The sequence below is a fragment of the Acrocarpospora phusangensis genome, from assembly GCF_016862995.1.
In the GTDB taxonomy this organism is placed as follows: Bacteria; Actinomycetota; Actinomycetes; order Streptosporangiales; family Streptosporangiaceae; genus Acrocarpospora; species Acrocarpospora phusangensis.
In genome coordinates this window covers 1-12,639 of record NZ_BOOA01000033.1, presented here as the reverse complement: position 1 = coordinate 12,639, position 12,639 = coordinate 1, and the positions used below count along the sequence as shown (strand labels likewise).

The following is a 12,639-nucleotide window of genomic DNA, read 5'->3' as shown; positions in this document are numbered from 1 at the left end:
CCCTCACATATCCATCAGGCTGTAGTATTCTCGCGGCTCACGAAGTTTCGCTAACGCTTCTCCGTAGTTCATTGAGTACTTGGCGAACTCTACAAATCGTGCTATCTCTCTACGGAAGAGCTTCTGTTCGATCGAGTAGAGGTCTGGGTCTCTTGGTGGCACTGAGATAAAATCAATTACGTCTGCGCTTCGTTTGCCCGGCGCTCTTCTCAGAATCCGGCCTCGGCGTTGGATGAATTGCCTCGGGTTGCTACTACTCGCCAACATATAGGCAACGCGAGCATCAGGTATGTCGACTCCCTCGTCGAGGCAGCGCATGGACACCAAGGCTTCGAGTTCGTTTCCGGTACCGAATGCCCTCAACAAGTCACGTCGCTTCTCTTTAGGCTCATGCGACGTGTATGGGTGGACTCTCATGCCGAGATCATTTCCCAAGAGTTCAAGTACCTGCTCAACCTGACCAGGGCCAGGTGAGCCCTCTGCTGCAGGTCGCCCGCCCTCGGCACAATAGACAAGTTGGAAGGTTAGATCTCGTCGCTTTAGAACCTCATCACGAAGCGTTGGAATTTTGAGTTCAGCGTGGCCCAGGACCTTCGCGCGCTTATTGAGTAGCTGATCGAGAGCGGAATCTTCGAACTTGTTCTGTTTTCCGGCCAGACGCTTCCCGTACAATGCGCCGATCTTTGCTGTCAACTCATAGTAGAGGGCCGCTTCATTGTCTGTTAGCGGAACGAGTACTGGCCAATAGCGGTAGGGGGTGAGTGCGCCAAGATCAATCGCCTCCTTCAGCCCCAGGCTTACGAGCGTCTTCCCGAAGTAGTTGCTAAGGGCTTCCGTTCCTTCTTCGTCGAACCATCGCTCCGGTGTGGCCGAGAGCGCCAACCTCATTCCAGCTTGATCAGGAAGGGTACTGCGAAGATGCTCGGCGCCCAGGTGATGCGCCTCATCAGCGATGATGAAGATCGGCACGCGCGTGTTCCGCAGCAGTGTTTGAAACGCGGATCCGCCGAACGCCTTGTTGGTCACAATCAGAGTGCAGGAGCGTGACGTATCTGAACGAATCCCTGCGATCATGTTGCGAGCCTGTGGCTCCCAAGTACTGGCAGAGTCTCTGCACTTGAGCGGAACAACTCCAAATCTGAGCAGTTCTTGAGACCACTGCTCGACTAGATCGAGAAGCGGTACCACGATAACCGTTAGCAGTGACTTCTTGTGCTCTCGGAGCACCTTCCCAACTTCAGATAATACGGCCAGGGCCGTTATTGTCTTTCCAGTTCCCGTTGCCATCTGAAAAATGCCACGGCGACCAGTCGCGAACCAGTCCTCTACGGCGTCACTTTGGTATCTTCGCAAACTAATTTGATCGGGAAGGGTTGCCCAGCCATCTTGATTCTGCGAGTTTGAGCTTCCGGATGGCCGAGAGAATAAGGGAGGGCGATCGATTTCAGGAAGCTTTCTGGCTAGCTTTTCGAGATACTCTCGCGCGAGCTTCGGGAACTCGAACGTTTCTACACGTGGAGTTTTTCCGGCCCACAGCGATTCGAAGTCAGCTGCGATACGATCTACTCGTCGGAGGTCGCTGCTCACCCAGGATTTAAAGACTTCAATCGATTCAAAATTGTCCGAGTACGCCGCGCTGGTCTCGTTCATTGATCCCGAGAAGGCGATCCGATCACCATACGCATCGCCGATCAATCCAACCTTCTCGTGATAGAGGGCAATGCGGTGATCTCGTCGAACTATGGCTATCTTGATCTCCAAGGTGCCATCGGCGATCAGCCGGCTAACCTGCGCAAGCTTGGTCAGATCGGCTGTTTCCTGACTTTCTGGAGAAACAAGGGTGCGGGCAACTGCTTGATCAATAATATCTCGAAGCTCATAACCCTGACTTATTGCCGCAATGTCGTCTGATGTGAGATACGGGCTAGCTATCAGGCGGATACGTCCACCGTTGCGTACAAGACCATCGACTCCGCTGGTGATTAAGGCAAGAGATGAGGACGTGAAATACCCGACTGCTCGGTCGTACCGTGTGGCGCGCTCCAGAGCAGGGACGTAGAAGTCGCTCACGACATCCGATGAGCTGCTCCGATAGAAGTCGGCGATATCTAGCTCTATAAGACGACTCATCCGCTCCCCCGTAGAAGGTCCAGGAATTCATCCTCGTCCAAGACCTCATCAGCTTCGACTCCTGGGTTCTCCCCAGTAGGTGCTGCAGCATGATCACGGCGATGTCCATCGACGATCCACGCTGGAATGCGCCCTCGGTCCGCAATCTGGTAACCCTTTGTTCTTGCCCATTCACGAATGTGCTGGCGCTCGATCTCGCTGACCTCGGAGACCCCAGCAGTTGGTGCCATAGGGCGCCCTCGGACGACTGAACGTCCACCTTCTCCTAGGGTTGGGGGTCGGTGAGCGGAACTGCTAATTGGGACGTCAATCGCCAGCGTGGGCTGAAACGGCATCAGCTGCGGGGGAGGGGTCAACCCTTCGACGTGTCCGCAAAGCGCTGCGGCCAGCGCGCGGGCAACGGTCTCCGCGGAAGACGAGAGCATGACCTTAAGCTCTGGCACTGACCGCTTCAGCACGTCCCCGGTGGTGGCTAAGCCTGCTGCATGCAAGGCGGCCGAATGCTGTCGAGAATCACAATGTGGATCTAGAGGTCGATCCGTCGCCTGAGTGTTGAGCAGCGTGGCTAGGGGATCAGGAAGATTCTTGCCAACTAGGATGCGTGCCCACGTGATGCTGATTGACATGCGTTCGGTGGGCCGCGCAGTCCTCACGTCATCGAGAACGAATCCGTAGCTCACCCTATTGATCCAATCTGCCAGCTCGGCACCGACTGACTCGCGCCTGTACAAACGCAACTTGTACCAGGAGCCACTGTCAGTTCTACAGCCCCCGTAGCAACCGCGCGAGCCGCGCACTCACATCCCCAATCAAGCCCTCCTTGCCTCAAGTAGTCTTGGCGGCTTGAGCGACTAACGCATTTACATGTAGAAGGTGCCCTGAACTGGGATATTCGGGACAAATGGGCGCTCGATAACCACAGTCCAGGGGCACTTTGCCGCTCTTACCACGTAGTCTCGAGATCTCGAGGTCGGAGTTGACAATACGGTCAACAACGCCGGAGTAGGCATCCTTCGCGTTCTGTCGGCCGGCGTCGGCCTGAGCAGACACCTGCCACACGCCCTGCGCCGCCGCGGCTTCAATCCGGGTCCAGACCGTAGGCGTCTCCTCACGGACGCTGCTGTGACGATCGCTGACAGTGGGCGGTGCTGGCTCACCTGGCCACCCTGCGCGACCAGAGGCGAAGTGTTCGGGCGGGTCGCCTCCGACCCCAGCCTGCGACGCGCGCTGTCCGATCCGCTGGGCCAGGACCAGATTGCTGCAGCCCCACGCCGTCAGGTATGCCAGTTGATCGTGGCCCGGGACGACGGCATCCCCGCCTCCCGGACTGCTTACCGCTACCCGGGCAAACAGATCATGATCCGGCTGGGTTCGTCCACGATCCCAGGCATAGCGAAAGAAGGCGCCGCGGCCAACTACAAGGGATACGGCCACCACCCCCTCGCGTCTTTCTGCGAAATCCCGACGAAGCACTGCTCGCCAAGCTCAGCCCAGGACCGCGGGCAGTAAGACCGCCTGCGACCGCATCATCGTCTCCGACGCCTCGATCGTCCAGATTCTCTGGGCATACCTGCTCAAGCTGTAGATCAGCACCGAGAGGCACGTTCCACCCTCGACTTCATTGTGATCAAGGACGGGGACAAGTTTAGGCGAACCGATCAAAATGGGGAAGCAACAACCTAAGTCCAGATCTCCTTGAATCGCCGCACACATCTAGGGCGACCTAGGTCGGACGTCGGACCTTTTCACCATGGGCAGTGGGCATCAGGGAAGAGTCCGATCCGCCGCCTGGGGCAGGTTCTGGCCCGCATGATGAGTACATGGACTTCGCTGGCGCGAGAAGCCTCTCGTGGAGTACTGAACGCCGACTCACAGCCATCGGGAGAACCGGTCTGTCGATGCCGGCCCGACAGGCGATTATTGACCAGCAAATATCCCGAGATCGGTCAGTTCTAGACTTTGGATGTGGCAGAGGGGGTGACGTCCGCGAGCTGCAGCGCATGGATATCAAGGCTTCTGGGTGGGACCCTCATTACCACCCAGAAGCTCAGCTCGCGGACGCTGACATTGTTCTGTTGACCTACGTCCTCAACATCATCGAAGATCCCGACGAGCGACGCCGAACCTTGCTGCAAGCTTGGGGGCTTGCAAGAGAGACGATCGTGGTCTCCACACGACTCACCTGGGATAAGAGTAGGGTCAAAGGTGAGGCTTTCGGTGATGGCATCGTCACTAGCCGAAGGACATTCCAGCATCTGTTCGATGCTTCGGAGCTCCGAAGCTACGTCGAGGACATCACGGGCGTCCGATGCGTCTCTGCGACACCAGGTGTCGTGTACGCCTTCAAACACGACGAGGCGCGCTTGAGCTATCTCGTTCGTCGAATTGCACCTGCGGCTCCTTGGCTTGCGTCCGATGACGCTGCATCTGCGATCGCATCTGTAGTCGACTACACCGAGCAACGAGGCCGAGTGCCCCGCCTAGAGGAGATGCCGGCTCAGATGGCAGACCTCCTGGCCCATGTGAACACCTCTGAACTTCAGCGAATCGTCCGAGCCTCAGCTGACATCGAAAAGATCACAGAGGGCGTCAAGCGATCGACGCTCTCCACCCTGCTCTTTCTCGGGGTCGAGCTCTTCAACGGACGCGCCCCCTTCGCCTGCCTCCCGCTGTCGGTGCAACTCGATGTGAGGGCCTTCTTCACCTCCTACAAGGAGGCATGTCGGCGGTCCGACCGGCTGCTTCTCAAGCTCCGCGACGATTCCTACGTGCGCGCTGCGATGAGCAGTTCCAAGGTGGGCAAGCTCACGCCAACGGCACTCTACGTGCACTCCCGCGCAGTTGACCATCTTCCCGTCGTCCTACGTCTGTATGAGCACTGTGCCTCGATCGCAGCCGGGCGCCCCCCGGAATGGACGGTAGCCAAGCTACGACATCGGGGTCGAGGTGTTAGCTGGCTCAACTACCCGGACTTCGACGTTGACCCGCACCCACGCCTCAGGTCGTCCTACATGGTGGACCTTGCCGCGCTGCAAACATCGTTCATGTCATATGAGGAGTCTCTGAATAGGCCACTGCTCCACCGCAAACATGAGTTCCTGCACCCGGATGACCCGGATGTTCCGAAGTACCGGCGGTTAACCGACAGCGAGCTTCGAGCCGGCCTCTACACAAACCCTCACCTCATCGGAACCGAGCAAGGTTGGGAAGCCGAGCTCGTGCGCTGCGGTCGTGAGCTACGTGGACACCGGCTAGTCCGAAGAACCTAGGCGACCCCGGCCTGGTAGTCGCGAATGGTACTGACGAAGTCTTCGATGTCGAGTTCATTCGCCTGATCTGGGAACCAAGACAGCCTGAGCCCGTTGCTCGCTTCGGCCTCGGGAAGGCCCATCGCTGCGAGGACATGGCTAGGTGTGTAGGACGCGCTCGTACACGCCGATCCGGTTGCGATCGCCACGGAATTCTTCAACTGCAAGATCAAGGCTTCAGCGTCGACTCCGTCGAATGAGAGGTTGATGATGTGAGGAATAACGTGGTCTTGGTCACCGTGCAGGTGGAATCGAGTCCTATCGAGCTCCGCGAGCAGGCGGGTGCGGAAATCTTCGGCTTCGGCAAGCCACTTGTCCCGCTCGCTCTCAAACAGCTCAACAGCCTTGCTCAGCCCCATGATGAGCGGTACGGGGAGTGTCCCGGGTCGGAGCTTACGTTCTTGGCCTCCGCCGTACATCAGGGGAGTCAAGGGGACCGTGTCTCGCCCCCTACGTCTGACGAGAAGGCCACCGACTCCCTTAGGGGCACCGACCTTGTGGCCGCTGAAGCTTATGAGGTCGATCGGCCCTCGAAGATCGTCAGGTAGCTTTCCGAAGCCCTGTGCCGCATCAACGTGGAAGAACGTTGAGGTGGTGCGTAGGTGCTCAGCCAGTTCAGCGACGGGCTGGATGACACCCGTTTCGTTGTTGACGTGCATGAGTGACACCAGGAGTGTGTCGGGACGAAGTCGCTCTCGTACGGCTGCAGCGCTCACCCGGCCTGATGGCCCTGGCTTGATCAGGTCGATCTCGAACCCTTGAGCCTCCAGATGCTCCAGCGGCTCCAGGACCGCTTTGTGCTCGATAGCTGAACTGATGATGTGGCGGCGGTTGTGCTTCTCGCCATGAGGTACCAGCCCGAGGATGGCGATGTTGTTGCTCTCAGTCGCACCGCTCGTGAAGATCAACTCATCGGGACGTGCGGCTAGAGTACGAGCAAGGCTCTCACGAGCACGAGCTACTGCCTTCTTCGCACGTGCGCCGTATTCATGGGTGCGCGATCCGGCGTTGCCGAAGTCTTCACGCATCCAGTGCAACACGACCTCTGCTACCTGGGGCGCTACGCGTGTCGTCGCTGCTGCATCGAGGTAGGCGACCAAGGCCCTCACCAGCTCCCATACTGTTACTACCGACTCACGTGCGTACGTTAAATCGTTGACGTACATACGCTATCGTGTAACGGGTGGGAGCACACGGGCAAGGACTGCATGGCAGTGAAGCCACCACCGCGGGCTTCGAGTACACCTTCCCAGCGATCCGCGGGGTGCAGGCTGGGCGTGAATACTACGTCTCCATGTGCCCCTTGCGGCTCATACCGAGGATCTTCCTATTCGATGAGGATGAACTGGCTCCAGAGGTGCGGGCACAGCGAGTCCTGAACAAGGGACGTGTGCCTGCCCTCGCAAGGTACATCCTTGAGAACCCAGACGATTACGTCTTCAGTGCACTTACTGCCTCCGTCGACGGAGCTATGCGATTCGTAGGGGTTTCGGATCAAGGACCCGGTATGCGAGTTGGCCAACTCCACATCCCCATGGCGTCACAGTTCTTGATCAACGATGGTCAGCACCGACGTGCCGCCATCGAGACCGCCCTAAAGGAGAATCCAGCACTAGGTGACGAGACCATCGCCGTGGTGTTCTTCCACGACGCGGGACTTGAACGCAGTCAGCAAATGTTCGCTGATCTCAACCGCCATGCCGTACGACCTGCGCGTTCCATCGGAGTCCTCTACGATCACCGCGATGAGCTGTCGCAGCTGACCCGCCTCCTCGCGCTGAAGTGTCCGGTCTTCCGCAACTTCGTGGAGATGGAGAGTAGCAACCTGTCCGCCCGATCCCGGAAGCTCTTCACTCTGAGCGCCTTGTACTCGGCCACGAGTGCGCTCCTGCAAGGACTGGAGTTGAAGTCCAGCAAGGAAGCGGAGCAACTATCGTGGGGCTTCTGGGAGGCGGTCGATGATCTTATCCCTGATTGGGGCGAGGTACGGCGCAAGGCTCTCTCCGCAGCAGAAGTCCGGAAGCAAGACCTGCACACGCATGGGATCGCGCTTCACGCGATCGGCCTCCTTGGGAACACACTGCTCCACGAATCACTTGATCCAGAGGAGTGGAAGCCTCGGCTGACACCGCTACGCGATGTCGACTGGTCCCGCACCAACCCCGAGTGGGAGGGGCGCGCGATCATCGGTGGCCGAGTCTCGAAAAATCATCAAAATGTCGTACTGACAGTGAATCATCTGCGGCTGCAGCTCGGTCTCGAACTGAGTACCGAAGAGAAGCAGGCAGAGGACGCCTATCAGCGAGGAGAGCGATGAGCACCCCGACGCGCAGTGCCGTCATGCTGAACACGCCCACCCGACGGGCGACCCCGTTCGAGGGCCAGGGTGGGCTTGCCGCTGTCGTGAGCGAGCTCACTTCAGAGATCCGAGAGCTCTACCTTGCGGATCAGGTTCCTTGGGTTGTGGGATACAGCGGAGGTAAGGACTCGACCGCAGTCCTTCAGCTTGTCTGGACAGCGTTGCAGGGGTTGGACGTCGAACAACGGACCAAGCCGGTCTATGTCATCAGCACGGACACTCTGGTTGAGAATCCTGTCGTGGCCGCATGGGTGACTCAGTCGCTGGAGACCATGCGTCAGGCTGCAGAGGAACAGCAGCTACCGATCCAGCCGAACCGCCTGACGCCGGAGGTGAAGGACACCTTCTGGGTGGGACTCATCGGCAAGGGTTACCCTGCTCCCCGGCCGAAGTTCCGCTGGTGTACCGAACGGTTGAAGATCCGCCCATCGAACTCTTTTATCCGTCGAGTCGTCCACGACCATGGCGAGGCCATCCTGGTTTTGGGCATCCGGAAGGCCGAGAGCCAAGCTCGAGCTCGGGTGATGCAGCGGCATGAGAAACGCCGTATACGCGACCGGCTCTCGCCAAACGGCAATCTCCCCAACTCCCTCGTCTACAGCCCTGTTGAGGCATGGAGCAACGATGAGGTCTGGACGTTCCTGATGCAGCAACCCAACCCCTGGGGGCATCCGAACAAGGATCTCCTCACGATGTACCAGGGGGCGTCGAGCGATGGCGAGTGTCCGCTTGTTGTCGACAACACCACCCCTTCCTGCGGTGACAGTCGGTTCGGGTGCTGGACGTGCACACTCGTCGATAAAGACAAGTCCATGTCGGCTATGATCCAGAACGATGAGGAGAAGGAGTGGATGCTTCCGCTCCTGGAGCTGCGGGATGAGCTCGACGTCCCCGACGACAGCCACTTGCGTGACTTCCGCAAAATGAATGGCAGCATCCAGCTGTTCAACGACCGAAATGTGCCTGGGCCATATACTCAGAAAGCCCGCGAAGACTGGCTTAGCAAGCTCCTTAACGCTCAGACATGGATTCGTAAGAACGCACCTGACTACGTCCGTGGGATCGAACTCATCACGATGGATGAGCTCCATGAGATTCGTCGCATCTGGGTCTTCGAGAAGCACGAGATCGAAGACTCGCTACCGCGCATCTACAACCAGGAAACCGGCGAAGAGTTTCCTGGTGGACCGCTGGACCAACACCTCGCTGTGGCTGCCGACGAAGTAGAGCTTCTTCGTGAGGTATGTGATGACGATGAGCTCCACTTCAAGACAATGCGTGAGCTGCTGTCGGTGGAGCGAAAGTTCCGCACCATGACTCGTCGCTCTGGGCTCTTCGAGGCCCTGGAGGCCACCATCAAGCGGGGCTACTACGCAGATGCAGACGATGCATTGGATCTCGCTCTCCGTAACCGCAACAACAAGACCGCCCCCGCCCTACTCGGACTGGACGAAGAGAACACCGATGCTCCTGCATGACATCACCCTGGAGAACTTCGGCGCCTATAAGGGCAAGCAGGTTCTCTCTCTAAACACAAAGCCGGGTAAGCCGATTATCCTGATCGGCGGACTCAACGGGTGCGGCAAGACAACGTTGCTAGACGCCATCCAACTCGCCCTGTATGGTTCACGCGCGCGATGCAGCAGTCGAGGAAACCGTTCCTACGAGGCGTTTCTTCGCGATAGCGTGAACCGGCAAGCTACCCCGAAGCAGGCGGGCGTGAAGCTTTGGTTCTCGACCGTGGTGGAGGGCGCGCAGCGTCATTATCGCATCGAGCGGTACTGGACGGTTAGCGGGAAGATAGTCCGTGAATCCCTTAGCGTCTTCATCAACGGTGAGCACGACAAGGCTATTAGCGAGACATGGACGGACTACGTCGAAGATCTTCTGCCCCTCGAGGTAGCCTCCTTGTTCTTCTTCGACGGTGAAAAGATTGAGTCGCTCGCTGACCCAGAGCGCGCGGCGCCGGTAATCGAATCAGCGATCCAATCGCTTCTCGGGGTAAGCACTGTCGAGCAGCTTCGAACAGACCTTCTTGCTCTTCAACGGCGCCAAAGGGTGACACAAGACGACGAAGCTGCCCTCGAACTGATCGCCAGTATTGAGGCGCAGCTCGATGAGAATGAAGTAGCCAGGGCAGATGCTCTTCAACGGTTGGCTTCGGTAAGAGCGGACCTCCTGCGTGAGAAGAAGACACTCAAGCTAGTTGAAACCGACTTCGCAAAGGAGGGCGGTGATCTCTATCGGCGTCGGGCAGAGTTGCAGGCACAGAAGGAGATCGCTGAGAAGCGGCTTGAGGCTCTCACTGAGATTCTCGCTAACACGGTGTCCGCAGGACCGCTACCTCTGCTTCTTCTCAAGGTCCAGCTAGAGAGATTGCGCAGACAGGTCGTCCAAGAGGAAGAGGCGGCTCGGGCGGCACAGATGCTCGACACGCTGAGCTCCAGGGACGAGATGGTTCTCTCCCTGCTTGGTGAGGGAGTCACGTCGACGATGCTGGAGCGAGTAACGCAGTTCCTCGAAGGAGACCGCGCTCGACTGGCGGTTAGCGCAGAGGCTCCCCGGGTGATTCAAATGTCGACGACGGGGATTCAGCAGCTCAACTCTCTTGACCAGGTTCTCGACAATGAGGATCATCATGCGCGGGAGCTTCTAGCAGAGTCATCTGGCCTTCGCGAACAGCTTGATGCGCTCGATCGTCAGCTTGCTGGGGTTCCGGCAGAAGAGGCGATTGCTGACTTGATTGCTCGGCAGGACGTGGTGCGCCGGCATGTAGACCACCTGGAACGCGAGTTGCGGGCGATGGAGGAAGCACACGCATCTCGCGTTCGTGAACATGAACAGCTCGTGGCTGCTCGCGATAGGGCCTACGGCAAGCGAGCTTCTGATCTCGCGAAGATTGAGCACCGCTCCAGAGTGGTCTCCTACTCTGACCGCGCGCGCAATACTCTTGAGAAGTTCGGCGAATTGCTCCTTCAGCGACACATTAGCCATTTGGAAGTAGCCGTACTGGACAGCTTCACTCGACTGATGCGCAAGGATGGCCTGGTCAAGGATCTACGCATCGACACGAACAAGTTCACTCTGACCTTGGTTGGCTTGGACGGTGACGAACTTAACCCCGCACGGCTAAGCGCCGGCGAGCGACAGCTTCTTGCAGTGTCCCTGCTCTGGGGCCTGGCACGTGTCGCAGGAAATCGGCTCCCCAGCGTCATCGATACCCCCTTGGGACGTCTCGACAGCCGACACAGGAAAAACCTCGTCGAGAGATACTTCCCTCAGGCGAGCCACCAAGTCCTGTTGCTGTCCACCGACGAAGAGATCGATGACGAGCTCTTGGAGAGCCTCATCCCATCGATCGCCCAGACCTACACTTTGGTCCACAACGATACGACGTTTACGACCACGATCGAGCGCGGTTATGGATGGGGAAAGACTCGCTATGTCGCTTGACACGATACGACTATCTCAGCCTGCGAAAGATCAGCTTATAAAGCTAAAGCGTGTCACCGGAATTAAGAATTGGAATGTCCTATGCCGATGGGCCCTGGCCGCATCATTGGCTGATCCATCCACACCTCTAGTAAAGGAGATTGTTGCAGATTCCAACGTAGAGATGACGTGGAGGACTTTTTCGGGAACTTTTGGTGATGTGTATCTTGGGCTACTAAAGTTTCGTTGTCTCGAAGAAGGACTTCATCCCACCGACGAGGAAGTGTCAAGGATGCTGATCATCCATGTACACCGAGGGATTGGCTATCTAGCTGGTCGTCAAGAGCTGACCAATGTCGGGCGCCTGCTATCAATGGCAGCGTCCGCTCAAAACTAAGCCCTCGGACTTTAGGCACGAGTTGTTGCAGCGGATTTTGAACGATACTATTACGTCCTCAAAGAAGGCCGATATCTCACTGAGTGTTTGAGAAGGGCGGATAACAGTCCGGACACCTGGTCATCGCACCGGACCAGTGCGAGGCGATCATGGCCAGGTGCCGCGTGATCGCCGTTATCCCTCCGACCTGACCGACGCCCAGTGGGCGCTGATCGAGCCACTGTTACCCACGCCCAACAGCGGTGGCCGGCCCGAGAAGCACCCGCACCGCGACATCGTCGACGCCATCCTGTACGTCGTGCGCACCGGCTGCGCCTGGCGGCAGCTGCCCTTCGACTTCCCGCCCTGGCAGACCGTGTACTGGTATTTCGTGCGGTGGGAAGACGCCAAGGTCACCGAGCAGATCCTGGCGGTGCTCCGCCGCCGCGTCCGCGCGCAGCAGGGCAGGGAAGGCGAACCCTCGGCCGGGATCATCGACTCCCAGAGCGTCAAGGGCGCCGACACCGTCGCAGGCGACTCGCGCGGGTACGACGCGAACAAGAAGATCAACGGGCGGAAGCGGTTCATCGTCACCGACACCCTGGGCCTGCTGCTGGTCTGTGTGATGGCCGCCTCGGTGCAGGACCGCGACGGCGCCAAGACCACCCTGCTGTCGCTGTATCTGGTCACGCCGGTCCGGTTCGTCTACGCCGACGCCGGCTTCGCCGGGATGCTGGTGGAGTGGGCGCAGCGGGTCGTGCGGACCACGCTACACATCGTCCGTAAAGCGCCAGGCCAGATCGGGTTCGCCGTGATCGCGCGCCGCTGGGTGGTGGAACGGTCGCTGGCCTGGCTGACCGCCCACCGCCGCCTGGCCCGCGACTACGAACGCCACCCCGCCACAGCTGAGGCGATGATCCGCTGGGCAGCCATCTCCGGAATGGCTCGCCGCCTCACCCGCGGCCATGCCGCCAACCGCCAGCAAAAGCTGGCACTCAATCCGTCAACGTGATCTTGTCAAACACTCAGTCAGA

Annotated in this window: 10 protein-coding genes; 7 read left to right on the top strand and 3 right to left on the bottom strand. The window is 58.7% G+C overall.

Going from position 1 to position 12,639, the window contains the following annotated elements; all coding sequences use genetic code 11:
* Positions 1-3 precede the first annotated feature (3 nt).
* Both Aph01nite_RS20425 and Aph01nite_RS42650 read right to left on the bottom strand, forming a co-directional pair.
* Positions 4-2,070, bottom strand: a complete 2,067-nt coding sequence (locus tag Aph01nite_RS20425) for a DEAD/DEAH box helicase family protein (protein WP_204042531.1) — start codon at positions 2,068-2,070, stop codon at positions 4-6.
* A 56-nt stretch (positions 2,071-2,126) separates the two neighbouring features.
* Complete coding sequence (locus Aph01nite_RS42650; RefSeq protein ID WP_204042530.1) at positions 2,127-2,360, bottom strand: Lsr2 family DNA-binding protein; 234 nt, start codon at positions 2,358-2,360, stop codon at positions 2,127-2,129.
* Between the two features lie 892 nt (positions 2,361-3,252).
* Between Aph01nite_RS42650 and Aph01nite_RS20415 the strand changes: the two genes are divergently transcribed.
* Together Aph01nite_RS20415 and Aph01nite_RS20410 are read left to right on the top strand one after the other, a co-directional pair.
* Complete coding sequence (locus Aph01nite_RS20415) at positions 3,253-3,639, top strand: hypothetical protein (protein ID WP_204042529.1); 387 nt, start codon at positions 3,253-3,255, stop codon at positions 3,637-3,639.
* Between the two features lie 311 nt (positions 3,640-3,950).
* Positions 3,951-5,399, top strand: coding sequence for a DNA phosphorothioation-associated putative methyltransferase (locus Aph01nite_RS20410; RefSeq protein WP_204042528.1), 1,449 nt, complete (start codon positions 3,951-3,953; stop codon positions 5,397-5,399).
* Here the strand turns inward: Aph01nite_RS20410 and dndA are convergent.
* Positions 5,396-6,604, bottom strand: coding sequence for a cysteine desulfurase DndA (gene dndA, locus Aph01nite_RS20405; protein ID WP_239161837.1), 1,209 nt, complete (start codon positions 6,602-6,604; stop codon positions 5,396-5,398). The genes Aph01nite_RS20410 and dndA overlap by 4 nt on opposite strands.
* Positions 6,605-6,621: 17 nt before the next feature.
* Between dndA and dndB the strand changes: the two genes are divergently transcribed.
* From dndB to Aph01nite_RS20380, 5 genes are all read left to right on the top strand, one after another.
* Entirely contained in the window at positions 6,622-7,755 is a 1,134-nt protein-coding gene (dndB, locus tag Aph01nite_RS20400; RefSeq protein WP_275419261.1) for a DNA sulfur modification protein DndB, read from the top strand.
* Entirely contained in the window at positions 7,752-9,275 is a 1,524-nt protein-coding gene (dndC, locus tag Aph01nite_RS20395) for a DNA phosphorothioation system sulfurtransferase DndC (protein WP_239161836.1), read from the top strand. Before dndB ends, dndC begins: the two co-directional genes overlap by 4 nt.
* Positions 9,262-11,250 (top strand): DNA sulfur modification protein DndD, encoded by a 1,989-nt coding sequence (dndD, locus tag Aph01nite_RS20390; protein WP_204042527.1) that lies wholly within the window; start codon positions 9,262-9,264, stop codon positions 11,248-11,250. The genes dndC and dndD overlap by 14 nt, the downstream gene beginning before the upstream one ends.
* On the top strand, positions 11,219-11,626 hold the full coding sequence (gene dndE, locus Aph01nite_RS20385) for a DNA sulfur modification protein DndE (protein ID WP_307836788.1): 408 nt from the start codon (positions 11,219-11,221) through the stop codon (positions 11,624-11,626). Before dndD ends, dndE begins: the two co-directional genes overlap by 32 nt.
* Before the next feature lie 157 nt (positions 11,627-11,783).
* Positions 11,784-12,617 carry an IS5 family transposase gene (locus tag Aph01nite_RS20380; protein ID WP_239161835.1) on the top strand — a complete coding sequence of 278 codons (834 nt, stop codon included), beginning with the start codon at positions 11,784-11,786 and terminating at the stop codon, positions 12,615-12,617.
* Positions 12,618-12,639: the final 22 nt, after the last annotated feature.